This window comes from Paraburkholderia sp. (assembly GCF_035501035.1).
Taxonomy (GTDB): Bacteria; Pseudomonadota; Gammaproteobacteria; order Burkholderiales; family Burkholderiaceae; genus Paraburkholderia.
Genome location: NZ_DATJWR010000450.1, coordinates 18,167 through 44,846, shown reverse-complemented (window position 1 = coordinate 44,846; position 26,680 = coordinate 18,167). Strand labels below are relative to the sequence as shown.

Genomic DNA, 26,680 nt, shown 5'->3' with positions numbered 1-26,680 from the left:
TCGACCTTCAGGTCCATGGTCCCGCCTTCGGGGCCCTGCAAGGTGACCGTTTTTGTTTTTTGATCGACGGCGACCACGTTTGCCGTGACCTTGACCTCGCGCCCCACCATGCCGCCGGGCTTCGCGCCGCTTGCCGCGCGCGCCATCGAAGGCGTCTCCTGCATCGAGGTCTCGCCACCGCCGCCCTTTTTCAGGCTCAGCGTGAGGGCCTCCTTGTAAGTCATGGTGACGACGTCGCCAACCTTCAGTTGATCGAAGTTTCTGACCGCGGGCCCGAGCTCGACGTCGACCATCTTGCCGTCATGGCGCTTGAGCGTCACGGTGCGTGTATCGGGATCGATCTTGTCGACGGTCGCTGTCACCTTGTGCATGCCGGATGCGGTGGCCTTTCCTGGCTCGCGCGTCACATTGGCGGACATCTGCCCCTGGGCCGCGGCGAGCTGCGCCACGGCGACGATCGCTGCTGAAACAACCCACTTGACGTACGACATCGCTCCCTCCGTTCGGACAGCGACACCCCACAGGCTCGCGGCGACCGCGATCTGCCCCCCGGGCGTCGCATGGCGCGGCATCGAGCGATGCCGCGATTGTGCTTTACAGGTTGAGCTTCGTCACCTTCGTACCGGCGAGCGACGCATCCGCCATCAGACCCGTGTTGGTCATCACGATCACCGAGACCGGTGCTGTCGCGGTTCTCGTATCGATCGAGCCATTCGCACCGACCTTGACGAGCGAAACGGCAACGTCGCCGCCAACCGACCAGCCCGCCGAATTGCGGAACTCGTCGAGCGAATCGTGGGTCATGAAGAGAAAGATGATGGCTGTCGACTGGGCCCCTGCCTGGAAGCCGAACGAGCCAGCCGCCGTGCTGTAGTAGCCAACGGTCTTTCCGCCTACGCGCAACGCGCCCTCGCCGTATGCTCCGCCGACAATGAAGGCCGCTTTCACGACGGACGGAAACACAAGTACGCCTTGTGCCTTGGAAACCAGTTCACGCGAGCCATCCACCGTCGAGAATAGCCTCGACAGCACGCCGTCCACGGAAGCGTTGATCTCCTGCCGTTTCGATGCATCGGTCTCGCTGCTCTGGCCGCTGCTCGTAGTCGTGCTGCAACCCGCGACGGCCAGCGCGGCCGCGGCGGCCCCTGTAAGCACAAAAATCCGTCGCTTCATTGTCGTCCTCCATTGAGCTTGCGAGCCCAGATCCTGCAAACGCGCGCAGCGTATCGATCGCCGCGTGCAACGAATCGGGGCTGCCGTCCCGCCCCGCGCTTGATTTCGAGCACGCCCGGCGCTACCTGACGGTGTAGCCACGCCCTTCCATGCAAGCAGAGAATGCGCGATTGAACGTGTCGATTGCGCCCTGCGTCTGCGCCTGGCTGTTCGCCTGCGCAGCCTGCTGGTTCCGACGCGCCCGCGCTCCGCCCACCATCGTCCCGCCCACCGCGCCAACGGCCGCGCCCTTGCCGGCATCGCCCGTGATGGCGCCGATCACCGCACCGCCCGCCGCACCGCGCGCCGCGCCCTGGACGCGCTCTCCGCCCCCGACTGCGGGCCCCGAAGGCGGCGGCGGCGTCGATGCAACCGTGGCCGGGTCGATACCGGTGTTGGACTTCGCCCACGAATAGCACGCCGATTGATCCTTCTGCTGTTGCTGTGCGCTCTGCCCTCTTGCCGGATAAGCGACAGGCGTGGCCTGCACGGCAGCTGCGATCAGCAATGCGCCTGCACACAGCACCCTGGCTCCGCCAATTATGTAGGTATCCATATCAATGCCTCGTGCACGTGCAAGCGTTCGCCTATCAGGACTGAAGCGCTCGGCAGGTGGCTCGGAAACGATAGCGTGGGCGCCGTCCAGGCGCTGAAGCCTGGGCGGACACGGTTCCGTGGCGGCCCAGGTGGTTGTCCATAGAAATCATGTGGTATATGCGCCGGAAAGACAATCGGACCATGGTCCTACTGTCGCCCGCGGCGGACCGCGGGCGCCCGGGCGAGGCAGCTTCCAAGTGGCGAAGGCTGCGCTGATTAATCAGGCAGGGGGACTGCGCACGCCTACGATCGAGGCCCTGCTACGCGCCTTCGAGAGACCTTCGATCGCAGAGCTGCACCACAGCCATGGCTAGCGGCGGTAAAGACCAGCAAAGGCGATCAGTCTCTCCGATTTCTCGTGTTCGCGATTCACGACGCCTCCTTGAGTCCGGGTGTCAGGCGCGCTTGCGCGAGCGGATCCATCGACGCTGCTGAGCGTGACGCGGCTCCACGCTCCAACGGCAGGGACGAACGGATCGAGTCGAGCATGCTGAGCTGGGTCGCGGTCGGCTCCGTTTCCTGCACACGCCTGTCCGCGAGAAGCTTTTCAGCCAGCGCAAGCAGCTTCTCCCGGTCTTTCTGGTCTCTTAACAGATACGGGAGCGTGGCGAGTGCCTGATCCGGCGCGTAATGTACGATGATTTCCTGCTCACCGCGCACGCGCCTCCATTGGTCACCCGGAAGCTGGGGCAGATACGCGGCGTAGTCCTTCGCGAGTTCGTGCCGCAGGTTCAGCCGCGCCAACGGAAGAGGCTCGCCTCGACGAGCGAGCAGGCAAGCGACACGAGCAAGCGCTTCGGTGTAGCCGCCCTCGTTCATCGACGCCAACGCATCCCTCACGAAGGGCAAATCACGTCGATCCGCTGCCGCCCCGGCGGGCCTCGCTTGCGCCTGCTCACTGTCATCGATGGAGAACAGGTTTCCGTAGAGCGAAAAGAACGCGCCTTCCGTCATGGCGTCGCGCATCGCGCGATAGAAGTCGAGCGAAGCACTGATCATTTCCGAGCCATAGTGCTCGAACTCCCTAAAACGGCTTTCCTCGTGGGCTTCGCCATGCCGTTTCGCCCTGACTGCTTGCGCGGTCGGCCCAAGCCATGCAAGCCACGGATTCATGTCCGAAAACATCCAGCGTTGCGCGCGCAGCGGATGAAACTGCCGTTGCAGGTTTGCGGTCGCGTCGTTCGACAGGGCGCGTACCCAGGGTTGCAAGAATAGCTCGTACGCACGCTGATTCATCTCGGATACGCGCTTGACGGCCTCGAACGGCTGCTCATCGATGCGCTCGAACCGGTTCAGACGCGCGGCGATATCTTCGAGCCGGTACTCCCGGAACGAGACGTCGTACTCCGTCTTCCCGCCCTCGCCTGTGCGCTCGGCGATTTCCATGCCATAAAGACCGGGAGGAAAAGCTTCGATCGCTTCGAGCACGGATGCGATCTGCCGGTGCTCCTTCTTCGCCACCTTGCCCGAAACAAAAATGCCGAGATGGCCGATGGTCTGGTGCACGAGCCCGACGATTACCTGACCTCTCGCCTTGATCTCCTCCGTGCTTCCATAGATATCGGCAACCCAGTTGAATGCCTGCTGGGGCGGCGTAATGTTGTCGCCGAGCGACGCGAACAGGATGATCGGCGACTTGATCTCCCGTAGATCGAACGCTGCCCCGTCGAGACCCCGGACCTCGCCCGACCACAGCTTGTTACCGACGAACAGGTTGCGCGTGATCCATTCGATCTCCTCGCGGTTCATCAAGTAGTAGCCGCCCCACCAGCGCTCGAAATCGAGGAAGCGCGGCGGCTCAGTATCGATGTTGTCGAACAAGTGATAGTACTTGTCCCACAGGCTGTTGGCGGGGTTGAGATTCTCGAAGTTCTGCACGAGATATGCGCCGTCGAACTTGCCGTTCCCGAGATCCGCAGTCAGCGACGCAAGCCAGGTGCCGCCCAGCATGCCGCCGGAGTAGCGCATGGGATTGTCGCCCTCACCTTCGCTCCACGCACCGCTCCAGTAAGACATCGGCGCACCGTTGATGACGAGCGGCCCCGTATGGTCCGGGTCTGAACTCGCCAGCATCATGGCGGCCCAGCCGCCCTGGCAATTCCCGACGATTGCCGGCTTCGGACTGTCCGGATGCAGATCGCACACCTTTCTCACGAACTGCGCTTCAGCCGCGCAGACATCGAGCAGCGTCTGGCCAGGCTCCGGATCACGAAAGAAGACGACGAAATACACAGGGTGACCCGCTTTCAGTGCAACACCGGCCTGCGAATCGTCCTTGAAGCCACCTATGCCAGGACCGTGGCCCGCACGCGGGTCGATGATCACATAAGGACGCTTGCTAACGTCGATGACCGTGCCCTCGGGAGGTAACAGGCGTACGAGCGCATAGTTGACCGGCCGCAGTAGCGCCCGGCCATCGACGACGAGCTCATGGCCGAAATGCAGCACCGGTTGAAGACCGTTGCGCGCCTGATCGACGAAACCATTTCCGCGCTGGCGCAACGTGTCCCAGAAGAGGACCGAACGCTCCACGACATCGACTGCGTAGCGGTAGCCGGCCCAGGGATCCAGCGCAGTGGTCCACGCCGGATTGCCAGACGGCGATGCAACGTTGGCGCCGAGCCGCCCTGCCGCATCAGCCAGACGCTGATTGAGTTGCGAGTGAGCTAATTCGGAGCGCTTTGCGAAAAGCCGGACAACCTTGCTGCCGATCTCCTGGCAACGCGCATATTGATTGGCTACGTCTGTCATTGCATCACCTTCTGATCCGCGAACGAATGGGAGAAGACACGTCTGCTGCCCTGACGGCCCAGGCAGACAGCTTCCGTTGAACGATATGATGAAAGGAATACTTAATAATATTTCCAAAAATGCATTTATTCGCGGCGAAGGCTCACATGGGGACGATCTCTCAGAACCCTGGCAGACGCGTGTGACAGGTTCGTTACGGGGTGTCCCCTTTGATCGCCTGCCGGTTGTGCACTGCGACGTATGTCGAGAGCATCGAAATGAACACGCCGAAGAACACGTAACCGGTCAGAGCCTCCGTGGCAGCGACCATCCTGCCGTCGTGTGTGGGGTGATAGTCGCCGTAACCGACGGTCGTGAACGTGATGATGCTGAAATACAAACAGCTCTCCCGGTCGTGAACGACGGTCGACGAACCTTCGACGATACCGAGGCGCATATAGATGTCGCTGTAGGACCATATGGTCATGCCCAACAGCAGGCCCAACGCCGCGAGCTGCACGAGCAGATACATCCGGCGCGAAGTCAACAGCACCAGGGCGGCAAGCAGGAACATCAACGCACCGTCGAGGATAGCGTCGGCCCGGGGCGACAAGATTGCATAGGATAGATGCACCACGAAAAAGCCCGCGGCGATGGGCGCCAACAGTGTGGCGCCGTTCAGCGCGGCCTTACGCAGGCTGCCTGACAAACGTTCAATGTCCATCGCCATGCGCATCAGACATCGATGCCCCTTCCTCTGGCGGCTCCGTTAGCACGAACTGAATCGTGCAACCGCTCGCGCAGTTTTTCTATAGGACCATCGGCCCATATATGGCCGATGCGGCTTTGACGTCATGGAACTCAGCGAAACGCGCGGCGATGCCGGGGTGGTCCGCCCCCCTGTCAATTACGGTCGGCACTCGCGAAGGTAAGCCATGAGCGCCGCGATTGACTTGCGGACCATGGCCCTACATCGACGCGACGTCTTGCAGGCCGAACCCTGCGTGTCCTAGACTCAGATTGGCGGTCGCTTTGCTGCACGGCTCAATGGTGACTGCAAACATCGCGAACCCATGTGTCCGATGGCGGGATCCTGTTGGGAATGAGTACGACGTCAGCAACAGTTGCTCGTAGTACCTGGGTTCTGGCGATGTCCTCGCCAGATAGCGAGAGGAGCCACGAATCATCCAACGCCGGCTCCTTGGCAAGCCTGGTTTGCGCGGGGGGTTCCTCGCGGCAACCTGCGAGGAGACAATCGATGCTGCCCATGCCTACAACACGAACGCAAGAGGCTCAGTCCCGGGATTTGCTCGATGTCCTGATCCGCGCCGCGCTCATTGCCGTCCTGGCCATATTCTGTTTCCGCATCTTCGCCCCGTTCCTCAACCTCATGGTCTGGGCCGTGATACTCGCGGTCACGCTCTATCCGCTGCAAGTCAGGCTGCGGCACACGTTCGCGCACAAGGACGGCTTGATCGCCACGCTCATCATCCTCGTGGCGTTCGGCGTCATTCTCGCGCCGACGTATCTGATGGGCGTTGCCGTAGCCGATTCGATCTCGCATGCAATCAGTATCGCGAAGAGCGGGAGCTTCCACATTCCTCCGCCGGCGGATTCGATCGCCAGCTGGCCGCTGGTCGGTCAGCGCGTGCACGACTTCTGGCTGCAGGCTTCAACCGATCTCGTCGGGGTCATGCAGCGGTTCGCGCCGCAACTGAAGGCCGCAGGGCTCGCGGTGCTAGGCACGGTCACCGGCCTCGGCGCAGCCCTGCTGGTTTTCTTCGTATCCCTGATCGTTGCGGGAATCCTCATGGCGTACGGCGAGAATGGCCACCGCAGCGCGGTATCGATCGCCTCGCGCATTTCGGGCCCGGAGAACGGCCCGCAAATCGCCGATCTTTGCACCGCCACCATTCGCGCCGTGGCGCAGGGCGTGGTTGGCATCGCTTTCATCCAGATGCTCTTGATCGGCATCGGCTTCATCGTGATGGGCGTTCCCGGCGCCGGCCTGCTCGCGCTCGCCGTGCTGCTCATCGGCATCATGCAGCTGCCCGCCACGCTGATCACCGTGCCCGTCATCATCTTCGTGATCGTGACCGAGGGTGTGAGCACCGCGACCATCGTATTCTCGATCTACGAGTTCGTCGCGGGACTTGCCGACAACGTGCTCAAGCCATTGCTGCTCGGCCGCGGGGTCGCGGTGCCCATGCCCGTGGTCCTGATCGGCGCGCTCGGCGGCATGGTGTCCGGTGGCGTGATCGGCCTTTTCATCGGGCCGGTGATGCTCGCTGTCGGCTATCAGTTGTTCTGGCGGTGGGTGAGGGACCAGCCGCAAACCGTCCGCCCGCCGGAAGAGCAGCAGGCTTGATGCCGCCGGGGCCGCCCCGTGTTTCTCTGCGAGCGCCCTCACTGGTTGCCGCTCGGCGCCTGCTGTCTCTGCACGTGCATGAGCGCATGCATGCGCGTGGGCCCGGACTTCCAACCGCGGCACGAGAGCTGGAGCGAACACTGGAGCAGCCAGCCGATCGAGCAGGTCACGCAGATCGCTGTCGAACCCGATGTGCGGCGATGGTGGCGGATTTTCGGCGACGAGAATCTCGACCAGTTGATTGCGGCAGCCGATGCAAGCAACGGCGACTTGAAGATTGCAGCACTGCGCGTGATCGAGGCGCGCGCCCAGTTGGGCGTTGCGCTCGCGGGGCGCTACCCGCAAGTGCAGCAGGTCAATGCCGATGTGCTGTACTCGGCGCGCAAACGCTCGGACGGCTTCAACACGCGCTCTGGCGCCTATTTCCAGTACGGTCTCGGCTACAGCATCGGTTGGGAACTGGACTTCTGGGGGCGTTTCAGCCGCGCGATCGAGTCGGCAGACGCCTCGTTCTTCGCCGCGCAGGCCAACCGCGAGGACGCGCTGGTCCTCGTGCACGCGCAGGTCGCCGACACCTATTTCACGCTGCGCACGACCGAGGCGCGCCTGCGCATCGCGCACGAAAACGCCCAGCTGCAAAAGCGCAGCTACGAGATCACACAAAAGCTCTTCAAGAGCGGTGAAACGGATGAACTCGATCTCCAGCAGGCAAAGACGCAATATCTCGGCACGCTGAGCAGCATTCCCGTATTCGAGAGTCAGATTGCGGTTGCGCGACATGCGCTTTCCATTTTGCTTGGCCGGCCGCCGGGCCCACTGCCGGAACTCGACGTGCAGCCCGGCAAGGCAGGCGTGGTCCCGCTCGTCGACCGTGCCGTGCTGCAGGATGTGCCCGCCAGTTTGCTGCTGCGTCGCCCGGACGTGCGCGCGGCAGAGCAGCAGATGGCAGCCCAGTCGGCGCTGATCGGCGTCGCGAAAGCTGATCTATACCCGTCCATTTCGCTCGTGGGCTCGCTCGTATGGAGCGCCAGCTCGCTCACCGGTTCGCCCAACACCCTTGCCGTGGTGGGCGGCCCAAGCATCACCTGGAATGTCTTCGATCTTGGGCGGATCACGAACAACGTGCGCGTGCAGGATGCCCGCCTGCAGCAGTTGATCGTCGCCTACCAGGAAACCGTGCGCGAGGCGGCGCGCGAGGCTGACGACGCCGCCACGGCGCTGATCGCGGCGCTGCAGCGCGACACCATCCTGGACGACGCGCAAGGCGCGGCGAGGCGCTCGCTCACGCTCGCCAACACGATCTATCGCGAAGGGTACTCGGACTTCCAGCGCGTACTCGATGCGCAGCGCGCGCTTTCGGCCCAGCAGGACGCGTACATCGTCAATCGCGGCAACGCAGCGAGCAGTCTGATCGCGCTTTACAAGGCCGTGGGCGGCGGCTGGTATTCGGATGAGCCGCTCGTCGACCCCGCAACGCGCGCGCAGATGCAGCAACGCACAGACTGGGGCGACCTGCTCGACGAGCCGCTGCCGCCTTCCTCCGTCCATAGCCAGCCTGAGGTTGCGCCACGATGAGCAACGCGACCGAGCCTGCCGCCCCTCCGCCGACGCAGCAGCAGCCGGCGCCTGGCCCCGACCCTTCGCGCAAGGCGCTCAAGTGGGTCGTGGGCCTGATCGCCGTGAGCCTCATCTGGTATCTCCTCGCCGACCGCTTCACGCCTTATACGCAACAGGCCCGCGTCCAGGCCTACGTCGTGCCCGTTGCCGCGGAAGTGTCGGGACGCGTGACGCGCGTGCTCGTGCACAACAACCAGGAGGTCAACGCGGGCGACGTGCTGTTCGAGATCGACGATGAGTCGTACCGCATTGCCGCGGACCGGGCGCGCGCCGACCTCGAATCCACACGAAAGCAGATTGGCGCGAGCACGGCCGGTATCGATTCGGCGCTCGCGTCGTTGCGCGCCGCAATCGCAAACGAGGTCAAAGCACGCCAGGACAGCGACCGCCTGGAAAGGCTGTATCGGGAAGACGAAGGCACGGTATCGCTGCGGCGGCTCGAGGTGGCGCGCGCAACGTACGTGCAGGCGCAGAGTCAGGTTGAGGCCGCCCGCGCCGAAGTAGAGCGCGCGCGCGAGCAGCAGGGCGGCAACGAAGCGGAAAACGCGCAGTTACGCAGCGCGGCCGCCACGCTGGAAAAGGCCACGCTCGATCTCGCCAATACACGGATCCGGGCGCGCTCGGCAGGCGTCATCACCGACCTGCGCACCGAAGTCGGCCAGTTCGCGGCCGCCGGCAATCCGGTCATGACGCTCATCGCCATCCGCGACGTATGGGTCAGCGCGGACATGACCGAGAACAATCTGGGGCACCTTCAACCGGGCACGCCCGTTGCCATCGCACTGGACGCCCTGCCGGGCGAAGTGTTCGAGGGACGCGTACGCAGCATCGGCTATGGGGTGAGCGTAGGCCAGAGCGCGCCGCCAGGCAGCCTGCCGACTGTACAGAATAGCCGCGACTGGCTGCGGCCCGCGCAGCGCTTTCCCGTGGTCGTCGAGTTCGACAAGGACGAGCGCGCGCGCCTGCACAACGTGCGTGTGGGCGGACAAGCCGAAGTGATGGCGTTTCCAGCCCCCGGCAATCCGCTCAATCCGCTCGGCAGGGTGTTCCTGCGGCTGATGAGTTGGCTCTCCTATCTTTATTGAACGCCACCCATGCAAACGAGCCTCTCGCTTCCCGGACAGCGTGCGCTGCGCGTTGCAGCAGGCACCGCACTCACGCTCGCCGCCAGCTTTGCGCTCGATCTGCCGATTCCCGTGGTTGCGCCCGTGTTCGCCGTCTTTCTGCTGGCGACGCAGAACCGCCCGCTTTCGTTCAAGGCAGCCCTCGCTCTCGCCCTCGTCGTGGCGGCCACCACCGGCAGCGGCCTGCTGCTCGTCCCCTTGCTTCGCTATTACCCGCTCACCGGTGTCCTTCTCGTTGGCCTCGGCCTCTTCCTCGCATTTCGCTTCGGCCTGCGCGGCGGGAACAATCTCGTGGCCACCTTCCTCGCGGCGGGCCTGACGATGATTTCGGCTGCAGGCGTCGCCGACCAGCAACTGGCCGCTACCGTGGTGGGTGCGCTGATAAAGGGTCTGCTGCTCGCCGTGCTCGTCTCGATCGTGAGCCATGCACTCTTTCCCGAACCGGCACGCGCCCCCTCCCAGCCGGCTGCGCGCGGCATGCCCGATCACAGGGCCGCGCTCGTCGCATTGCAGGCCGCGCTCGTGGTGATGCCCGCCTGGCTGCTCGCGATGAGCGATCCGGCCAGTTACATGCCAATCATCATGAAGTCCGTGAGCCTCGGCCGGCAAAGCTGCACCACATCGGCCCGCGGTGCGGCTCGCGAGTTGCTGGGCTCCACCGTGGTGGGCGGCCTGCTCGCGATCGCGTTCTGGTTCGCGCTTCGCCTCTTCGTGAATCTGTGGATGTTCTACCTCTGGATGCTGCTGTTCGGCCTGGTGGTCGGGCGCAAGCTCCACCGCATCAGCCCGACGCGATACTCGCCGGGTTTCTGGTTGAACAGCCTCGTCACCATGATCATTCTGTTGGGCCAGTCGGTGCAGGACAGCGTGGCCGGCAAGGACGTCTACCGCGCATTCGCAGTGCGCATGGCGCTCTTTCTGGCCGTCACGGTCTACGCCTGCTTGATGCTTCAGATCTTCGACGGCACGCGGCGCGACGAGCAGACTCTCGAGAGGCACACGTCATGAACAATCCGGGAAAAAGTAGGCCTGTGCGCCTGAAGGCACGGGAGATCGTGAGGGAATCGCTCATCACCATCTGGTACCTGCGTCTGATCTTCGCTGCACTGCTCGTTATCTTCGTGATCCTTACGGTTTGCATGTTCTACTTCGGCGGTGCTGTGGAGACCTTGAACCGCACACCCTCGCCAATCGGCGAAACCATGTATTTCTGCGCGATCACGGCGCTAACGATCGGTTACGGCGATGTCGTGCCCACCACGGTGCTTGGAAGGTTGGACGCCGTATTGCTCGGACTGATCGGCGTCGTCTTCACCGGCCTGATCGTTGCCGCCGCGGTTCGGGGTGTGCAGGAAGCCGCCCGCCACGCGGGCGAGCGGGCGTAGCGGCGCCCCGCAATCAAGTATGACAAACACCACAGTCCCGCAGCTACCGCTGCGCCACAGGCTGCGGGAGATGGCTGTGGCCGTGTGCGTCGCGCTGCTGCCGGTGCAGCCGCATGCGCAGGGCATACCGGATCAACTTTCGGATCGCACCGTGATCGGCGGCAACGTCAAGCAACATGCGGACGCCGTGCTGTCCATCATGACCTACACCACGGTTCCGGACGTCACCACCAGTTCGCTCTCGATCAACAACGGCGCCACCGGCAGTCCGGGTTTTGGTCAGACACAGCTGGGAGGCGGATTCACGCTCAGCCGATCCTTTCCCTTGTACATGGAGGGCACGCTTGCCTATAGCCGCTACGATCCAACGTTCATCGCCACCGACGGCGCGCAGCAGCGCGCATTGCCGACGAAGTGGAACACCTTCAGCGGCACCGTGGGCATAGGCTGGGACTTCAGGATCACCGACGAACTCGCGTTTCGCCCGATCCTGAACGGCACGATCGGACGCGTCTCCAGCGACCTGAGGGTTGGACAAACGCTCATCAACCACGTCACCGACAGCAATCTCCAGTTCCTCGACAATGGCTATCTAGACGCGTACGGCTATGGCGGCTCGCTGATGCTCGATTGGGAGCACTACCGCGAGAACTACGAAATCGACGCGGAGCTGCGTGCGACCGATATCTACCTGCGCAGCTTCGGCGGCAGCCCGCAAGCCGTTCAGGGTTCGGCCACGGCGCAACAGTTGAGCCTCTGGACGCGCTGGCGCGCACCAACCGGCTGGCATGCGCTGGACCGGCCGATCCGCTACGTGCTGGAGTTCGCCTACTCGCATTACTTCGGTGACAGTGCGGGGGTGCTGGGCTTCAACGATCTCACGTCATTGGGCGTGGGCCTCGAGCTAGACAGCAGCAAGTATCCGATCATCATCACGCGCACGCGAGCGATCGTGCGCTATGTCTTCGGACGCAACGTACACGGTGTGTCGTTTGGCCTTGCGATCAGCTTTTAGGACAGCTATATGCTATGGGGTCGGACCGGTCGATGGGAAGATCTGGGCGTGCGAGCGCGGCGGGTTATCCGGAGCCGGGCTTCCGTTGCTGTCGCTGGCGTGGCCCTGCTTCGCAGACGATACGAAGATGCGTCGCCCAGGGCCGCATATGCTGGCACTGGCAACCGATGTCCGTCTTGCTTCGGCGCCACCAGCTCGTTGAAAACGGGGCGCCGGAGGCTATGCTTCAGTCTGGCGTACGGATCCACGGACAGGCGGGGCATGCCGCGTCCGCGCATGCAGCCTGTCGCTTTTTCTCTAACGTTCCACGGTTTGGGTGCGAAATGATCAGGCGCATCACGCTGATTTCGGCTTCGATTGCCCTTGGGTGTCTCGCGACCATCGGACCGGTGCTCACCAGCCTCTATGTCGCGAACAACGACGTCGAAAACCGGGACCGGGCGGACATTCGGGAGTTCGCCGACAAGGCCATCATGCGTGCGGACCTTGTCACGTACCAGGCCTTCGCCGCGCTCTCCGATCTCGACCGGGAACCGGGTGCGCCCTGCTCGCCGTCGAATCTCGAGCAAGCCGCGCGGGTCATTTACAACTATCGGTACGTCCAGGACGCGGGGGCATACGCAGATGGGAAGTACCTCTGCTCGCCGCTGCTCGGCGACGTAAGCGCCAAAGATCTCACGTTGCCACCACCCGACTACCGCAGCAACGACGGGTATCTAGTCTGGTTCCAGCAGAAAAGTCCGCTCAGCGATGTGCGCAAGGACATCCAGATCGGCCGCAACGGCCACTATGTCTCTTTGGATCCCGGAAGCTACGTCGACCTGATCGATCCGGCCAGACGCCCCATTGCGGCGATCCAGACCACAACGGGAACCGTCTTTGCCGTCTCCGCGGGCGCGGACCCGGACGACATGCTCAACGCCTGGAAGCATGGTGGCGACGTAAAAAGCGACGAGTGGAATTACGCTGTCGCCCGGTCTTCGACAAGGCCGATCGCCGTGGTCGTGAAGTCTCCACGCAGCAGTGTCGTGGGTGACAGGCCGAAGCTGCTCGCTGCCTGGCTCTCGATCGGCGTCATCGCGGGCACCCTGTCTGGCTGGCTGGCATACAGGCGTGTCACGCGGCAGCTGTCGTTTGCCTCGACACTCGAATGGGCCATTTCGCGGCGCAAGCTCGACGTCGTCTTTCAGCCCATCGTGCGGCTCGCCGACAACGAATGTGCGGGCGTGGAAGCGCTGGTGCGCTGGACGTTGCATGGACGCCCCGTCTCGCCCGAGGTGTTCGTACGGGTCGCCGAAGAAAGCCAGCTCGTCCAGCCATTGACGGATCTCGTGCTCGAAAAGACCATCGCACAGCTCGGTCAGTTTCTGGCCGCGAACCCCGACTTCTATGTCTCGATCAACGTGAGCAGCGAGGATCTGTGCAGCTTGCGCTTCCTGAATCTGCTCACGGCGTCGCTCAGGGGAACCGGCATTGCGCCAAGGCAGATGCGAATCGAGGCAACGGAGCGCAGTTTCATGAACGCCGATACGACACGTGGCGTCGTTGCGGCATTCCGGGCCGCGGGACATCCGATCTATATCGACGACTTTGGAACCGGCTACTCGAGCCTCTCCTATCTGCAAACCTTTGAGATCGACGTTCTGAAGATCGACAAGTCGTTCGTCGACACGATTGCAAAGGATACGGCCTCGAGCGTCGTCGCGCCCCACATCATCGCAATGGCGCACGAACTGGGTCTGGAGATCGTCGCGGAGGGCGTCGAGTCGGAGTTTCAGGCGCAGTGGCTGCGCAAGAAAGGCGTCCAGTATGCACAGGGCTGGTATTACGCGAAGGCGATGCCAGCGGGCGACCTTGCCAGATGGCTGGGCAGGAATCGCGCAGCGCGCCGCGCGCATAGCCTGCCGGAAATATAGCAACCGGTTGCGTAGTCACGACCGTCGAGCGCGACATGCATCTGCGGGTGAAAAGAGAAGCGTGTCGCCTTTTGTTCTTTCGCCTGGATCGCAGTGGGGCCGCTGGGCGCCCTGGAGCAGTGCCGATGCAGGCTGGTCAATAAGGAATGCTGGCATGAATGCGCTCAGGATGTTGCTTGAAACCCAGCCGTTGCTAACGCTCTTCGTGACGGTGGCGCTCGGCTACGTGGTCGGCGAAATCAGCATCAAGGGCGTGTCGTTCGGGTCCGGCGCCGTGCTGTTCGTCGGTCTCGCGATCGGCGGCTGGGCGCCCAAATCGGCGCCGCCCGCACTGCTCGGCACGCTTGGCTTGCTGTTGTTTCTCTATGGAATCGGCATTCAATACGGCGAGCAGTTTTTCAAGGGATTGACCAGTGCCGATGGACTCAAGGCGAATGCCGCAGCCGCATTGGGTGTGATCGGCGCGGGCTTCGTATCGATCGCGCTGGTTCCGTTGTTCGGGGTGGGGCTCGATCAATCGCTGGGCATGTTCGCCGGTTCCGGTACCAGTACCGCGAGCTTGCAGGCGGCGATGGCCGCGATGAAAAGTGATGGAGCCACGGTTGGCTACAGCGTCTCGTATCCGTTCGGCGTCGCCGGTCCGATCCTCTTCCTGTATGCACTGAGCGCGATGTTGAAGCCGAATATCGAGCGGCCGCTTCCCAAGGTGATCGAAACCGCCGAGATCGCGCTCAGTAACCCGGCGCTCATCGGCCTGAAACTTTCCGAACTCATCGAGCGTCTGCCGGACGGGATCGCCATTGCCGCCGTGCGCCGCGCCCACCACAACCAGCAACCCGACGACGATCTCGTTCTACGGCCGGACGACGTGCTGCTCGCGACCGCCACGAATCCTGCGTTGCTGCGCGAAGCAACATCGCTGTGCGGGCAATTGCAGCCCGGGCGCATGACTAGCCATCGCGAGGATCTGGACTATATGCGGGTATTCGCGTCGAGCCGGCTGGTGGTTGGGCGCGCGCTGCGCGACCTCCGTTTTCCCGACGGGGTCGTCTGCTCGATCGCGCATGTGCGCCGCGGCGACGCCGACATGATGCCAGGCCAGGAATTGATCCTCGAATTCGGCGACCGCGTGGGCTTGCTGGTCAATCGCGCCCACCAGAAGACGATGCGTGCGTTTTTCGGCGACTCGATCAAAGGGACTGCCGAGCTGAGCTTCATCTCGATCGGCACTGGCGCCGCACTCGGGCTGATAGTCGGTGCGATTCCGTTGCCGATTCCCGGTGTCGGCACCTTGACCCTCGGGCTGGCGGGGCTGCTGCTGGTTGCGCTTTGCCTCGGCCGCATGCGGCGCCTCGGGCCGTTCGTATGGACGATGCCGCTCACCGCGAATCTGGTGTTGCGCAATTTCGGCCTGACCATCTTTCTCGCGCAGGTGGGCATCGCGTCCGGGCCGAAATTCTTCGCGACGGTCGGCGTGACAGGCGTGTCCTTTCTGCTCTATGGGCTCGCGATCGTACTCGCGTTGCTCGTCATTACAGCGGCGTGCTGCCTCTGGATTTTCCGCTTGCCGTTCGACATGGCGGTGGGGGTGATCAGCGGCGCTACCGGGAACCCGGCGATTCTCGCGTTTGCCAACCGCGTTGCACCGACTGACCGCCCGGATGTCGGCTATGCGATGATCTTCCCTTCGATGACCATTGTGAAAATTCTGTTCGTGGAGATCGCCGCCGTATTGATCGGCAGATAGCCGGCCACGGGTCCGGCGAGCCCGTGCGCGAACCTTCGTTCCGGAGACAGTTGATGGATATTGTCGTATTCAGCGCGAAGCCCTACGACCGCCAGTTTCTCGACGCGGCGAATACGGGTCGAGGTCATCGGCTCAGGTATCTCGACGACCCGCTCAATGAGGATACCGTTGGGCTTGCTGCAGGTCATCGCGGAGTCTGCATCTTCGTCAACGACAAGGCGGACGCCGCGGTCCTCGAAGCGCTGGCGCGCGGCGGCACGCAACTTGTCGCGTTGCGCTGTACCGGCTTCAACAATGTCGACCTGAAAGCCGCCGCGAATCTTGGCATCAAGGTGGTGCGCGTGGTTGACTACTCGCCCAATTCGGTCGCCGAGCATGCGGTCGCGTTGCTGATGGCGATCAACCGCAAAGTGCACCGCGCTTACAACCGCACACGCGATTTCAATTTCACGCTCGACGGCTTGATGGGTTTCGATCTGTGCGGCAAGACCGTCGCGGTGATCGGCACGGGCAAGATAGGCCGTGTGTTCGCGCGCATCATGATCGGGTTCGGCTGCAATGTGATCGGTTACGACTTGTACCCATCACCGGAATTCGAGGCGCTGGGGGCGCGTTACGCGCAGATTGGGGAAATCGGCGCGAATGCAGATATCGTCTCGCTGCATTGTCCGTTGACGCCGCAGACCTACCATATCATCGGCGCGGAGATGCTGGCCCGTGCGAAGCGTGGCGCGCTGCTCATCAACACGAGCCGCGGCGGGCTGGTCGATACGGAAGCGGTCATCGATGCGCTCAGGAGTGGGCAGCTGGGCGGCCTCGCGATCGACGTCTACGAGCAGGAGGCGGACGTCTTTTTCCGCGACTTGTCCAGCACGATCGTTGACGACGACGTGCTACAGCGGCTGATGACTTTCCCGAACGTGATCGTGACCGGGCATCAGGCGTTTCTCACGCGTGAGGCCGTATCGACGATTTGCGAAACGACGTTGCGCAGCATCACGGAGTTCGAGACCGGTCAGCCGCTAACGAACGAAATCAGCGCTGGCTGAACGCGCCCATGCGAATGGGCGATCTCGTCAATCGCAGTTCAGACGGGTTCGGGAAGGAAAGTACCTGGTGTACTGATGTTCCGCGTCGAGGCGTCGCTGCTTTACTTCAACACGGACCATGTGCGAGCGACCGTATGGGACACAATCCGCTCGGCAGCGTGCCCCGTCAAGCTGGTGATCATCGATCTGTCCAATGCCCCGTCGGTCGACATGGCGGGAGCCCGGATGCTGGCGACCTTGCATGCCGACCTTACCAAGGCGGGAGCAATCTTGCGGCTCGTTGCCGCTCATGGGAGCGTGCGCGACATGCTGCGCGCGGAAGGACTGGAGCAGCAGGTTGGCGATATCAGCCGCCGGGTCTCGGCGGATGACGTGATCGCGACGTATTTGCACGAGGTCGATTCGGAGGCCACGGTGCCGGCGGCCCCGGCGTCGAAAACCGCGGACGGATCAGGTGGCGCGGGGCACGGCTGACCTGCGCTTGCGTGATTGAGCCGTTCAAAACCTTCCAAACCCCTTTAGGGGCGCCGAAGCGGTGCATCTTCGGTGGGCCTGCCTGACTTCCTCGCGGGTACGGGCGCCATTTCGAAGCGATTCCACAATGACCGCTGCAAGGCAGCAACCCGCCTCCCAGGCACGCTACGCGGGCATCGAGATGCGCCGCTGGACCGTCTGTCGGCGTCGGCTGAAGCCCACGCGTGTTACTTGTTGCCGGCGTGGGCAGCGCCGTGACTCGCGTCTAGCGGCTTATGCTGCTCGTCGCCGAGTCCCGGAAAGAACGCATTCCACACCGCGCGTACGCCTATCGCCGCAGTGGCAGCTGCATCGATCGTTTCGGCTTCGGCAGACCTGGCCGGATCCGAGCTCAGGCCGCGCCAGTGAGTGAAGACGAGTGGCGGCTTTTCGGTCCACTCGCCGGCGGCAAAGTTCGCAAATGCCGTATCCCCGCTCACCAGCCGAACCTCATACCATCCCTCCCGGACAGGCGCGTACCGATCCAGCGGAAACCACTTGGTCGATTGAAGTCCCATGATGTCCTCTCTAATCCCGTAGATCGTCGCAAATCAACGCGCAAGCCTCGTGCCCGAACCTGGGAACTCGTCATTGCAGACCGGCCGCGGCGTGTCGCCAGAAAGCGAGCGCATGGCACGCCACTCCCACCGCTTCGCCGATGTTTACTTCGCATGCGAATCTAAATATACTTTGCATGCGAAGTACATCCGACATGGTGTTCCAGAAGAACGCCGCTGGACTTTCAGGAGGCAGGTAATGACGCAGGCGATCAAGGCAGCGCTTTCCGACGGTGTGCTGACCATCACGATTTCACGTACCGACAGGAAGAATGCGCTCACGAACGAAATGTACGGCGCACTTGCGGATGCCGTCGCGCGCGCGGACGAGGATGAGGGGGTCCGGGCGCTGTTGATTCAGGCCGATGGAGACCTCTTTACGGCAGGCAACGACATTGGAGAATTCGCGGCTCAGTCGACCGGCAACGGCCCTGAGGAACAGCATGTCGAGCGCTTCCTCCGGAGGCTCGCGACCGCGACGGTCCCGATCGTCGCTGCCGTGCAAGGTAAGGCCGTTGGCGTGGGCACAACGATGCTGCTCCATTGCGACTACGTGCTGCTCTCCGACGACGCGCAATTGATCACACCCTTCGTGAATCTCGCGCTGGTGCCTGAAGCAGCGTCGAGCCTTCTGTTGCCATTGCGGATCGGGCATGTGCGCGCGTTCGACATGTTCGCGCTCGGAGATCCAGTTTGCGCCGACGACGCCGTCGCGTGGGGCATCGCGAACAAGAAGACGTCCGCTTCGGAACTGCGTGCAGAAGCGGCCAAAATCGCCGCGAAAATCGCCGCACGTCCGGCCGGATCGCTCACCGCAATGAAACGATTGATGCGCGATGCGGCAATGATCGTCGCGCAGATCGATAACGAAAGCGCGATTTTCGCCGATCGGCTGGCGAGCGCTGAGGCGAGGGAAGCTTTCTCGGCTTTTGCCGAGAAGCGCAAGCCGGACTTCACGAAAACAGCTCACGTATAAGTGCAACGCATTCAATGCGTCGAGCAGGGCGCGCCTTGCGCCCTGCTCGCTTCTTGCACGCTTCTTAAGCGGCGTCTTCGTCGATAGCGGGAAACTTGTCCTGCAGACTGGTCAACCATCGAGCCACGATGTCGATTTCGTCTGCCGTGAATCCATCAGTGAGCCGTGCGTTCAAATCGGCGAGACTGGCTTTCGAACGCTTGACCGCGGCGCGACCTTCTTTCGTCAACCAAAGACGTGAAACGCGTCGATCGGAATCGTCAGCATGACGCTCGATGAGTCCGGCGCGTTCTGCGCGATCGACGAGGCCGCTCATGCCGGGCGCCTTCAGATCGAGCGCGGCTGCGGCTTCGTTGGTCAGTGCTCCGTCGTTCTTAGCCAGGAAAAAGAGCAAGCCTGCTTGCGCTGCCGTCACGCCGCCCGCCCCCGTGCGCGCCTGCGACCAACGATGCAGACGTCGTTGGCCCACGTTCAGCAAATAGACGAGCCGATGATCCATTCCCCTGTCCCTCAGGTCACGTCCCGATATCGCGACGCCGGTTGAGTAATTGTACGCATGCGAATAATATCATCGGCACGCGTCGCCTCAGAAGTCGGGATCGGTCGCGGGGCTTGGTGGATCGACTACTCGTACTGGGGACTGGTCGCTGATCGCGACCATCCAGCGTGCTTCGCTACATCGCGTTAGTGGGTGAAAAGGAGGCCTACCTATCGCGCGCGATGGCGAATGTTTCACCACCCCGATCCGTCAAAGCTTGGGATTGCACTCGAAGCGGATCACCGTATCGTGCTGCTGCAGCGCTTCGATTCCGTCCATCTGCTCGGCGCTCAGGCTCACCCGCATGCCACGACGCTCGCAATAATCGGTCGCCTCGGTCAGTGCACGCTTGTGGGCGCGCGCCCACGCGAGGCGCCCGCCAGTCGCGGAAGCGGAAACGACGAACGCTCCCTGCTTGTCCGCCGCCGTGACCTGGCCTGCCGACGCACAGCCCGCAAGGACGCTGCAAGCAGCGGCCAGTGAAACAAATGCCCTCGCCGAAGGCCGCGCGATGCGCGACGACCACTTGGCGAGCTCGCCCAACCCGTTCGCCACCCTCATCAGCACAGCCCCGTCACCCGGCCATGCACAGCCTTCCCGCGGCACGCCAGCGCGGCGCGCAATTGCACGTGCTGAACGAGCTTCTGGCTCGTGACCCTTCCTGCAGTGCGACGAACATGCTTCGCCGCACGCGTGAGCAGCCGTTCATCGCGCCGGCTATGCGCCCAGGCGCGCGCCGCAAACCAGCCGACAATCGTCCATCCCAGCAGGACGTTGACCAACGTGATCGCGAACGCATCCTTGTGCTCGCGCGCGTCAGCTTCAATCGACGGAATCAGATACAGGCTCACTGCGGCAATGACCGCGGCCCCTTCGAATACTTGCAGCATCGCACCACCTCATGTTCGGGCATCGAATCAGGACGAAACGCCGTGTGCTCCGCAGGGGCAAAGATCGGGCGCCGGGCGCCGGATTCGCCACTTCCACCAGCTTCAGGGGGAGTTTCGCTTGTCCTGCACGGCGGTCACCTCGACCGCCCTGACATCAGGCAGCAGTTTAGGAGCGTTCTATCAGAAGTCCATGCTAATAGAACGAATTCAGTGTTGCGGTCTGATTAACAATCCCGCGCCCTTTCCGCCGCAAAGGTCGGGATTGCCCCCGAACTACATCGAACGAGAAATGAGGGTCGGAGACTTCGCGTAAGCGGCGAGGTGGGGGCGGTACTCGTGGAGCAACTCAGGCCGGCACGCTCGCAATGGAGCGCCCGGAGCGCCCCCACGCGACGATGGCTCCCAGGCCGAGCAGAGCGAGGCACACGATCGGCACGATCATCGGTCCGAACGCGGTGCCGGTGAGCTTGCCGGCAAGCGGCATCAGGTTCTGGGCGAAGAAGCCGCCGAGATTGCCGATCGAATTGATCGCCGCGACGCTCGCCGCCGCGCGCGCGCCCGTGAAGTAGCGCGGCGGCATCGACCAGAAGCACGGATACAGCAGCGGAATGCACGCGCCGCCGAACACGAGCGCGACGAAGCGCAGCGGCGTGGAAGGCAGCAAGAGACTCAGCAGGAAGCCCAGCGCGCCGAGCGCGGCAACGATCGCCATGGCCCGCAGGATGCTCTTCGCGCGGCGCAGCTTCGCAGGCAGCCACAGCAGCAGGAGCACGGCCAGCGCCCACGGCAACATGCTCAAGAGGCCGTTCGTGCTGCTCGACACACCGAACGATTTCACGAGCGTGGGCAGCCAATAGGTCACGCCGTAAAGCGACGTGGACATCAGCATGTAGGTCGCAGCGAACAGCATCACGAGCGGGTCGAGCAGCGCCTTCCAGGGCTGGGCGTGCTCGGCGTGTTCGGGCTTCTCGCGCTCGAGCGCGGTCGCCACGATCTGCTTTTCGCGCTCGTTCAGAAAGCGTGCCTCCTGGTACGAGGCCGGCAGCAGCCTGAACACCACAATGCCGACGAGCACGGCGGGCAGACCCGTGGCGATGAATACCCACTGCCAGCCTTCGAGGCCCCAAGCGCCGTTGAGGCTCAGCAGCCAGCCGCCTACCAGCGACCCCAGCATGTTCGCGAGCGCGCTGCCGAGCGTGAAGATGCCGAGCACGCGGGCCCGATAGCTTTGCGGAAACCACAGCGTGAGGTAATAGATGACGCCCGGATAGAAGCCCGCCTCGGCCACGCCCAGTGCGAGGCGCAAACCGCAGAACACCTGCATGGAAGTCGTGAAGCCCATCAGCACCGTGATCACGCCCCAGGTGAGCATGATGCGCGCGAGCCACACGCGCGCGCCGAAGCGATGCAGCGCAAGCGTGCTCGGCACTTCGAACAGCAGGTACCCAATGAAGAAGAGCGAAGAAGCCAGACCGAACGCCGCCTCGGTCATATGCAGGCTATGCACCATCTGCAGCTTCGCGAAGCCGACGTTCTGCCGGTCGATGAAGGAGATCAGAAACATCACGACGAGGATCGGCATCAGGCGGCGCGCGATCTTCGACATGACGAGCCGCTCTTCGGCGGGCTGTTGATCAAGGGTTGCGGTAGTGTTCACTACGTTCTCCTGATGTTTCTTTGTTTGTTTGCGGCCGGCGGGATTGTGCCCGTGTCGCGTGAGTGAAAATCAGACAGGTCCATGTGGCTACGACGGACGAAAGTTTCCGAGCATCGGCACGAACATGTCGTTCCAGGTACGCGGCTTTGCCTTGATCGTGCCGACCATGTACAGAAAGTCGACGTACTCCATCAACTGCTCGGGCCACACCGAGAAGCGCGATTCCGGCGCGGCGAGCGTCTGAACCACGTGCTCGCGCGATACGCCGAAGCCCGACGAAGCCACGTAAATCGCCGCCGCTGCCTGCCTGTCCTGCGCGATCATGCGGTTCGCCTCGTCGAGCGCGCCGAGGAAGGCCTTGACCAGCGCCGGCTCCGCATCCACGAGACGCTTTGGCGCGAATACCACGTCGAGCGTGAGCGGGCCGAGCACGTCGATCGAATTGACGACGCGATGAATGCCCGGCTGCTGCAACTCGAGCGTCGAGAATGGCGGCGACGCGAAATGCGCGCTGATGCCGCCCTCGCGCCGTATCAATGCCTGCATGGCCTGCGGATGCGGCATGCCCACCGTGATCGAATCGAGCTTCGCGAAGTGCTGCGGCCCGAGCACCCTGCTGGCGACCATCTGCAACACCACCGCCGAAAGCGAGGTGCGGATGCCCGGCACCGCGATCCGGTCGGAAGGCGTGAAGTCGCCAAGCGCCGCTATCTGCGGCCGATTCGTGTTGAGCGAGAGCGAAGTGGTCGAGAGACCGCTGATGCCGATCACCTCGACGTTCGGAATACCGCGCGCCCGCGCCCACAGCTCGATGAAACCGGGCGCGCCCACGGCGGCGAAGTCGAGCGTGCCGGCCATCATGGCGTCGTCGACGGAATTGCCGCCGTCGAGCAATACCCATTCCACGCTCACGCCGCCAAGCCCCTCGCGGGCCGCATGCCGCTCGAAAAGACGTGCCTTCTCCATCACGAGCAACGGCAGATACAACAGACCGTAGCCCTTCGAAATGCGCACCGTGCGCGGACTCGACCTGACCCAGGCAGGCGCGAGCGCCGCGCCGGCTGCGCCGAGAGCGGCCGCAACGAGCGCGCGCCGCCGCAGCGCTGGCTTCACGCGCTCCTTCGCGCCGCCAGCGCCCTGCCGCATCTTGTCGTCTCCTCGGGTTCGTTTCGTCATTGCGTTGCTGCATCTTCCATGGTTCGTGAGGTTACCGGGCGAGTCTGAGAAAATGCTGACAATCCAGCACACAGGCTCCCCGGGAAAACCCGCAAATCGAACCCATGAAAGTATCGGCAGGAACGGCATCATGCACATTCTGGTGGTAGAGGACGACGCGGAAATCGGCGCGGCGATCGCGAGCCGCCTCACGCGCCTCGGTCACGCCGTGGATCTCGAAGCCAACGGCGCAACGGCCAACAGCCTGCTTGGCATGGAGCGCTTCGATCTCGTCGTGCTAGACGTCATGCTCCCCGGCATGGATGGCTTCGCGATCCTGCGCCACCTGCGCGCCGCGGGCTCCACTACGCCGGTGCTACTCCTCACCGCACGCTCCGCGATCGACGACCGCGTGAGCGGACTCGGACTCGGCGCCGACGACTATCTCGTCAAACCCTTCGATTACCGCGAGCTCGAAGCGCGCGTGCAGGCGCTATTGCGCCGCAACAGCGGGCACGCGAACGACGTCGTGAGGCTGGGCGGTCTCGCGATCGACCGCAGCAGCCGGCTTGCCGAGCTCGACGGCAAACCGCTTTCGCTCTCGCGACAGGAGTTCGCGCTGCTCGAAATCCTAGCCAGTCGTCCGCAGCGCATCTTCCCGAAGGAGGAGCTGCTGAACCAGCTCTTCAGCTTCGGCAACGAACCGAGCGCCAATGCCGTCGAGCAATACGTCACGCGCGTGCGCAAGAAACTGCAAGGCAGCACGGTCGAGATTCGCACGGTGCGCTCTCTGGGATATCAAATTGCCGCGCTTTGACTGGTTCCCGAAAACGCTGCTCGGCCGCACGCTGCTCTTCATCGCGCTGGTCGTTGCAACGGGTGCGGCTGCGCTCGCGGGCATCGCGCGCTACTACGCGGGCGTCGCTTCGGAGCGCGCCTACGATCAGCTCCTTGCCGGCGCGGCCATTCAGGTCGCCGAAAACCTCTACGCGCAGGGCGGCGTGCTCGCACTCAATCCGCCGGTGGCCGCGCTGTCCACGCTCTCGCGCTACGACCTCGTCTACTACCGCGTGGTCGACTCGCGCGGCGTGGTGGTGGCGGGCTACGGCGACCTTCCGGGCCCGGCGAATACCGTCAACGCGCGTCAAGGCCCCGATTTCGCGAACGGCCGCTACCAGGGCGAGCGCGTGCGCACGGCGACGATCGCCCGCTACATGCCCGACGTGCGCCCACCAGGCTGGGCCGTCGTGACGGTGGCGCAGACGACGCACGCGCGGCAGCAGTTGACGAACGACATGAGCTTCAAGGTCTGGACGCTGATCCTGCTGATGAGCGTGCTCGCGCTCGGCGCGAGCGGCCTCGCGATCCGGCGCGGCCTGCGTCCGCTCGCGCAGATCGGGCAGATCATCGCGGCGCGTGATCCATCTGACCTGCGGCCCGTGGTCCACGACACGCCGAGTGAAATCAACGCGCTGATCGGCGCCATCAACGGGCTGATCGGCCGGCTCGCGGACCGGATGACGGCCATGCAGCGCTTCATCGCCGACGCCGCGCACCAGATGCGCACGCCGATCGCGCGGCTCGACGCGCAGATCGAGCTGCTCAGCACCGAATCCGATCCCGCGCGCCATGCCGCGCGGCTCGCAGCGTTGCGCGCGACCTGCTCGGACGTCGGCCGGCTCACGGGCCAACTGCTCAATCACGCCATGGTGATTCATCGCACGGAGGTCGTTCCGCTGCAGCCCGTGGATCTCGCGGGGCTCGCGAGAGAAGTACTTGGCCGCACGATTCCGCTTGCCGACGAACGCGACGTGAAGGTGGCGTTCGAAAGCACTGCGCCGCAAGTGTGGATCGCGGGGGACCCCGTGAGTCTGCAGGAAGCGCTGTCGAACGTGCTGCACAATGCGCTGCTGCACGGCAAGGCGGACGATATCGCCGTCACGCTCGCCTCGACGCACGATGCGCTCACGCTGAGCGTGACCGACAATGGCCCCGGCATTGCGCGCGAGCATTGGGAAGCTGCGCTGCTTCCATTCGAGCGGCTGGGGCACGAAGGCGCGGAGCGCCCCCCCGGGTCGGGCCTCGGGCTCGCGATCGTGCAGGAGGTGATGAAGGCGCACGGCGGGCGGGTGGGCTTTGCTTTTCCACCCAATGGCGGATTCTCGGTAGTGCTTACCTTTCCTCCACCCGTGAGCGATACACTCGGGCCCGGTGCAGCGCCGCCCCCTGGCGGATCAGTGAACTGAAGGATGCGCCCTGCCGTACATGCGCAATGCCAGCCAGCATAGCGCCGCCCCGAGTCCGCCGACCACGCCGCCGAACGTGCCCACCCACGACACGCCGAAGCCGTTGGCAATCTGGTTGCCGAGCAGCGCGCCGGCGCCGATCCCCACGTTGTACAACCCGGAATAGATCGAGACGGCGAGGTCCGTGGCCTCGGGCGCGAGCTTCAATACCCATGCCTGCATCGCGAGACCGAAGCAGACGATCGCGCCGCCCCATATCATCGTGTGGACTGAGAGCGTGACGATGCTGAGCGCGCAGGGAAACAGGACGAGCAGGCACGCGCAAACGGCAAAGACGCAAGCCTGCAGGAATTGCCCTGGCTGGTGCGGATAAATACGGTTGAAGCAGATGGCGGCGGGAATGCCGGCGCTGCCGAACAGGATCAGGATATACGTGATGCGCGCATTGCTTTCGTGCCCGACGTGGTGAATGAAAGGCTCGATATACGTATAGGACGTAAAGTGCGCCGAAACGACCAGTATCGTGATCACATAGAGCGAAGCCAGCATCGGCTTTCTGAAGAGCACGGGCAAGCTGCTGAACGAACCCGTCTGCTGGCTTTGCAACTTGGGTAACGTCATGCGCAACACCGGCAAGGCGACGGTTGCGACACCCGCGATCATGAGGAAAGTCTGCCGCCAGCCCAACGACTCGCCGATCACGCGGCCAAGCGGAATACCCGCCACCATCGCTATCGACGACCCCATGCCGAGCATGCCAAGCGCACGACTCTTGTTGCCAGGCGGCGCGAGCCTCACCACGAGCGAAACGGAAATCGACCAGAATATGGCGTGCGCAAAGGCAATGCCCATTCGCCCTGCCATCAGCACCGTAAAGTTCCAGGCGAAGCCGGTCACGATGTGGCTGACGATGAACAGCACGAATATCGCAGTGAGCAGCTTGCGCCGTTCGACGTTGCGAGTGAGCAGCGTCAACGGAAGCGACGCGACGGCCACTGTCCATGCATAGATCGTCAGCATGAGGCCGACATCGGTCGGCTTCATGTGAAGACTGTCCCCAATGGCGCTCAGCAGCGCAACGGGTACGAACTCGGTGGTGTTGAAAACGAATGCCGAAAGCGCTAACGCGAGCACTCCCCACCAGGCGTGTCTGGAAGCATCCGGTTCAGGCGTTGGCATGGCTGGATCGAAGCGGGAATCGATAAAGCGCGATTATCGCGTATCGCGCGCCGGCAATGCGCTGTCGATGATTGGTACGCCGGTGCGCCGGGCCCTGCGGTAAGCGCCCCCATAAAAATACGCCGCCAGAAAGTTTCCCCAGCCCAATATGCGACGGCCCCACGCGCAACACGGAAGGATGGGCGCGTTTTGGTTTCCGAAACGCAGCC

General features: G+C 63.4%; 26 protein-coding genes. 14 read left to right on the top strand and 12 right to left on the bottom strand.

The genetic code is table 11. From position 1 onward, the window contains the following. The 5 genes from VMJ11_RS31770 to VMJ11_RS31750 form a co-directional block, all read right to left on the bottom strand. The coding region (locus VMJ11_RS31770; RefSeq protein ID WP_325624940.1) for a hypothetical protein at positions 1-491 on the bottom strand (491 nt) is incomplete at its 3' end. 103 nt (positions 492-594) lie between these two features. Continuing rightward, the gene (locus VMJ11_RS31765; RefSeq protein WP_325624939.1) at positions 595-1,173 is read right to left on the bottom strand and encodes a BPSL1445 family SYLF domain-containing lipoprotein; all 579 of its coding nucleotides are present in this window, start codon (positions 1,171-1,173) and stop codon (positions 595-597) included. Between the two features lie 121 nt (positions 1,174-1,294). Continuing rightward, complete coding sequence (locus VMJ11_RS31760; RefSeq protein ID WP_325624937.1) at positions 1,295-1,768, bottom strand: YMGG-like glycine zipper-containing protein; 474 nt, start codon at positions 1,766-1,768, stop codon at positions 1,295-1,297. Between the two features lie 410 nt (positions 1,769-2,178). Beyond that, complete coding sequence (locus tag VMJ11_RS31755; protein WP_325624935.1) at positions 2,179-4,560, bottom strand: DUF3141 domain-containing protein; 2,382 nt, start codon at positions 4,558-4,560, stop codon at positions 2,179-2,181. A 193-nt stretch (positions 4,561-4,753) separates the two neighbouring features. Continuing rightward, on the bottom strand, positions 4,754-5,269 hold the full coding sequence (locus VMJ11_RS31750) for a potassium channel family protein (RefSeq protein WP_325624934.1): 516 nt from the start codon (positions 5,267-5,269) through the stop codon (positions 4,754-4,756). 528 nt (positions 5,270-5,797) lie between these two features. On the opposite strand from VMJ11_RS31750, the gene VMJ11_RS31745 reads away from it, so the two are divergent. The 10 genes from VMJ11_RS31745 (at position 5,798) to VMJ11_RS31700 (ending at position 17,234) form a co-directional block, all read left to right on the top strand. Then, a complete protein-coding gene (locus VMJ11_RS31745; protein ID WP_414694538.1) occupies positions 5,798-6,907 on the top strand; it encodes an AI-2E family transporter in 1,110 nt (369 codons plus the stop codon). 78 nt (positions 6,908-6,985) lie between these two features. Beyond that, entirely contained in the window at positions 6,986-8,482 is a 1,497-nt protein-coding gene (locus tag VMJ11_RS31740) for a TolC family protein (protein WP_325624930.1), read from the top strand. Then, entirely contained in the window at positions 8,479-9,609 is a 1,131-nt protein-coding gene (locus VMJ11_RS31735) for an HlyD family secretion protein (RefSeq protein WP_325624929.1), read from the top strand. Before VMJ11_RS31740 ends, VMJ11_RS31735 begins: the two co-directional genes overlap by 4 nt. 9 nt (positions 9,610-9,618) lie before the next feature. Further along, positions 9,619-10,656, top strand: coding sequence for a DUF2955 domain-containing protein (locus VMJ11_RS31730; protein ID WP_325624928.1), 1,038 nt, complete (start codon positions 9,619-9,621; stop codon positions 10,654-10,656). Beyond that, on the top strand, positions 10,653-11,033 hold the full coding sequence (locus VMJ11_RS31725) for a potassium channel family protein (protein WP_414694535.1): 381 nt from the start codon (positions 10,653-10,655) through the stop codon (positions 11,031-11,033). The genes VMJ11_RS31730 and VMJ11_RS31725 overlap by 4 nt, the downstream gene beginning before the upstream one ends. A 70-nt stretch (positions 11,034-11,103) precedes the next feature. After that, complete coding sequence (locus tag VMJ11_RS31720) at positions 11,104-12,048, top strand: hypothetical protein (RefSeq protein ID WP_325624945.1); 945 nt, start codon at positions 11,104-11,106, stop codon at positions 12,046-12,048. Between the two features lie 323 nt (positions 12,049-12,371). Then, positions 12,372-13,964 carry an EAL domain-containing protein gene (locus VMJ11_RS31715; protein ID WP_325624925.1) on the top strand — a complete coding sequence of 531 codons (1,593 nt, stop codon included), beginning with the start codon at positions 12,372-12,374 and terminating at the stop codon, positions 13,962-13,964. A 154-nt stretch (positions 13,965-14,118) separates the two neighbouring features. Continuing rightward, positions 14,119-15,711, top strand: coding sequence for an aspartate:alanine exchanger family transporter (locus tag VMJ11_RS31710; protein WP_325624924.1), 1,593 nt, complete (start codon positions 14,119-14,121; stop codon positions 15,709-15,711). Between the two features lie 53 nt (positions 15,712-15,764). Further along, the gene (locus VMJ11_RS31705) at positions 15,765-16,760 is read left to right on the top strand and encodes a 2-hydroxyacid dehydrogenase (RefSeq protein ID WP_325624923.1); all 996 of its coding nucleotides are present in this window, start codon (positions 15,765-15,767) and stop codon (positions 16,758-16,760) included. Positions 16,761-16,781: 21 nt separating this feature from the next. Next, positions 16,782-17,234 (top strand): sodium-independent anion transporter, encoded by a 453-nt coding sequence (locus tag VMJ11_RS31700; RefSeq protein ID WP_325624944.1) that lies wholly within the window; start codon positions 16,782-16,784, stop codon positions 17,232-17,234. 227 nt (positions 17,235-17,461) lie between these two features. Here the strand turns inward: VMJ11_RS31700 and VMJ11_RS31695 are convergent, their stop codons facing one another. Further along, positions 17,462-17,791, bottom strand: coding sequence for a hypothetical protein (locus VMJ11_RS31695; protein WP_325624921.1), 330 nt, complete (start codon positions 17,789-17,791; stop codon positions 17,462-17,464). 238 nt (positions 17,792-18,029) lie between these two features. Between VMJ11_RS31695 and VMJ11_RS31690 the strand changes: the two genes are divergently transcribed. Continuing rightward, positions 18,030-18,806: an enoyl-CoA hydratase-related protein gene (locus VMJ11_RS31690; protein ID WP_325624920.1), complete on the top strand. Its 777-nt coding sequence runs from the start codon at positions 18,030-18,032 to the stop codon at positions 18,804-18,806. A gap of 64 nt (positions 18,807-18,870) precedes the next feature. Here VMJ11_RS31690 and VMJ11_RS31685 read toward each other — a convergent pair whose 3' ends face one another. From VMJ11_RS31685 to VMJ11_RS31665, 5 genes are all read right to left on the bottom strand, one after another. After that, the gene (locus tag VMJ11_RS31685) at positions 18,871-19,305 is read right to left on the bottom strand and encodes a MarR family winged helix-turn-helix transcriptional regulator (protein WP_325624919.1); all 435 of its coding nucleotides are present in this window, start codon (positions 19,303-19,305) and stop codon (positions 18,871-18,873) included. 249 nt (positions 19,306-19,554) lie between these two features. Continuing rightward, entirely contained in the window at positions 19,555-19,887 is a 333-nt protein-coding gene (locus VMJ11_RS31680; protein WP_325624917.1) for a hypothetical protein, read from the bottom strand. Positions 19,888-19,904: 17 nt separating this feature from the next. Beyond that, positions 19,905-20,234 (bottom strand): superinfection immunity protein, encoded by a 330-nt coding sequence (locus tag VMJ11_RS31675; RefSeq protein ID WP_325624915.1) that lies wholly within the window; start codon positions 20,232-20,234, stop codon positions 19,905-19,907. A 346-nt stretch (positions 20,235-20,580) separates the two neighbouring features. Then, positions 20,581-21,891, bottom strand: coding sequence for an MFS transporter (locus VMJ11_RS31670; RefSeq protein WP_325624914.1), 1,311 nt, complete (start codon positions 21,889-21,891; stop codon positions 20,581-20,583). An 87-nt stretch (positions 21,892-21,978) separates the two neighbouring features. Then, complete coding sequence (locus VMJ11_RS31665; RefSeq protein ID WP_325624912.1) at positions 21,979-23,037, bottom strand: ABC transporter substrate-binding protein; 1,059 nt, start codon at positions 23,035-23,037, stop codon at positions 21,979-21,981. A gap of 160 nt (positions 23,038-23,197) precedes the next feature. On the opposite strand from VMJ11_RS31665, the gene VMJ11_RS31660 reads away from it, so the two are divergent. Both VMJ11_RS31660 and VMJ11_RS31655 read left to right on the top strand, forming a co-directional pair. After that, complete coding sequence (locus VMJ11_RS31660) at positions 23,198-23,863, top strand: response regulator transcription factor (protein ID WP_325624911.1); 666 nt, start codon at positions 23,198-23,200, stop codon at positions 23,861-23,863. Beyond that, positions 23,850-25,292 (top strand): sensor histidine kinase, encoded by a 1,443-nt coding sequence (locus tag VMJ11_RS31655; protein ID WP_325624909.1) that lies wholly within the window; start codon positions 23,850-23,852, stop codon positions 25,290-25,292. Before VMJ11_RS31660 ends, VMJ11_RS31655 begins: the two co-directional genes overlap by 14 nt. Here the strand turns inward: VMJ11_RS31655 and VMJ11_RS31650 are convergent. Further along, entirely contained in the window at positions 25,281-26,426 is a 1,146-nt protein-coding gene (locus VMJ11_RS31650; protein WP_325624943.1) for a sugar transporter, read from the bottom strand. The genes VMJ11_RS31655 and VMJ11_RS31650 overlap by 12 nt on opposite strands. Here VMJ11_RS31650 and VMJ11_RS31645 point away from each other — a divergent pair. After that, on the top strand, positions 26,353-26,574 hold the full coding sequence (locus VMJ11_RS31645; RefSeq protein ID WP_325624947.1) for a hypothetical protein: 222 nt from the start codon (positions 26,353-26,355) through the stop codon (positions 26,572-26,574). The two genes, VMJ11_RS31650 and VMJ11_RS31645, sit on opposite strands and share 74 nt — an antisense overlap. Positions 26,575-26,680 lie beyond the last annotated feature (106 nt).

What these genes read in the sequence shown, in the direction of transcription:
- VMJ11_RS31730 (WP_325624928.1), top strand. Translation starts at nt 9,619, where the DNA reads ATGCAAACGAGCCTCTCGCTTCCCGGACAGCGTGCGCTGCGCGTTGCA.
- VMJ11_RS31750 (WP_325624934.1), bottom strand. Translation starts at nt 5,269, where the DNA reads ATGGCGATGGACATTGAACGTTTGTCAGGCAGCCTGCGTAAGGCCGCG.
- VMJ11_RS31645 (WP_325624947.1), top strand. Translation starts at nt 26,353, where the DNA reads ATGGCGCTCAGCAGCGCAACGGGTACGAACTCGGTGGTGTTGAAAACG.
- VMJ11_RS31690 (WP_325624920.1), top strand. Translation starts at nt 18,030, where the DNA reads ATGACGCAGGCGATCAAGGCAGCGCTTTCCGACGGTGTGCTGACCATC.
- VMJ11_RS31665 (WP_325624912.1), bottom strand. Translation starts at nt 23,037, where the DNA reads ATGCGGCAGGGCGCTGGCGGCGCGAAGGAGCGCGTGAAGCCAGCGCTG.
- VMJ11_RS31675 (WP_325624915.1), bottom strand. Translation starts at nt 20,234, where the DNA reads ATGCTGCAAGTATTCGAAGGGGCCGCGGTCATTGCCGCAGTGAGCCTG.
- VMJ11_RS31695 (WP_325624921.1), bottom strand. Translation starts at nt 17,791, where the DNA reads ATGGGACTTCAATCGACCAAGTGGTTTCCGCTGGATCGGTACGCGCCT.
- VMJ11_RS31765 (WP_325624939.1), bottom strand. Translation starts at nt 1,173, where the DNA reads ATGAAGCGACGGATTTTTGTGCTTACAGGGGCCGCCGCGGCCGCGCTG.
- VMJ11_RS31715 (WP_325624925.1), top strand. Translation starts at nt 12,372, where the DNA reads ATGATCAGGCGCATCACGCTGATTTCGGCTTCGATTGCCCTTGGGTGT.
- VMJ11_RS31660 (WP_325624911.1), top strand. Translation starts at nt 23,198, where the DNA reads ATGCACATTCTGGTGGTAGAGGACGACGCGGAAATCGGCGCGGCGATC.
- VMJ11_RS31720 (WP_325624945.1), top strand. Translation starts at nt 11,104, where the DNA reads ATGGCTGTGGCCGTGTGCGTCGCGCTGCTGCCGGTGCAGCCGCATGCG.
- VMJ11_RS31755 (WP_325624935.1), bottom strand. Translation starts at nt 4,560, where the DNA reads ATGACAGACGTAGCCAATCAATATGCGCGTTGCCAGGAGATCGGCAGC.
- VMJ11_RS31705 (WP_325624923.1), top strand. Translation starts at nt 15,765, where the DNA reads ATGGATATTGTCGTATTCAGCGCGAAGCCCTACGACCGCCAGTTTCTC.
- VMJ11_RS31725 (WP_414694535.1), top strand. Translation starts at nt 10,653, where the DNA reads ATGAACAATCCGGGAAAAAGTAGGCCTGTGCGCCTGAAGGCACGGGAG.
- VMJ11_RS31710 (WP_325624924.1), top strand. Translation starts at nt 14,119, where the DNA reads ATGAATGCGCTCAGGATGTTGCTTGAAACCCAGCCGTTGCTAACGCTC.
- VMJ11_RS31760 (WP_325624937.1), bottom strand. Translation starts at nt 1,768, where the DNA reads ATGGATACCTACATAATTGGCGGAGCCAGGGTGCTGTGTGCAGGCGCA.
- VMJ11_RS31685 (WP_325624919.1), bottom strand. Translation starts at nt 19,305, where the DNA reads ATGGATCATCGGCTCGTCTATTTGCTGAACGTGGGCCAACGACGTCTG.
- VMJ11_RS31735 (WP_325624929.1), top strand. Translation starts at nt 8,479, where the DNA reads ATGAGCAACGCGACCGAGCCTGCCGCCCCTCCGCCGACGCAGCAGCAG.
- VMJ11_RS31740 (WP_325624930.1), top strand. Translation starts at nt 6,986, where the DNA reads ATGAGCGCATGCATGCGCGTGGGCCCGGACTTCCAACCGCGGCACGAG.
- VMJ11_RS31745 (WP_414694538.1), top strand. Translation starts at nt 5,798, where the DNA reads ATGCTGCCCATGCCTACAACACGAACGCAAGAGGCTCAGTCCCGGGAT.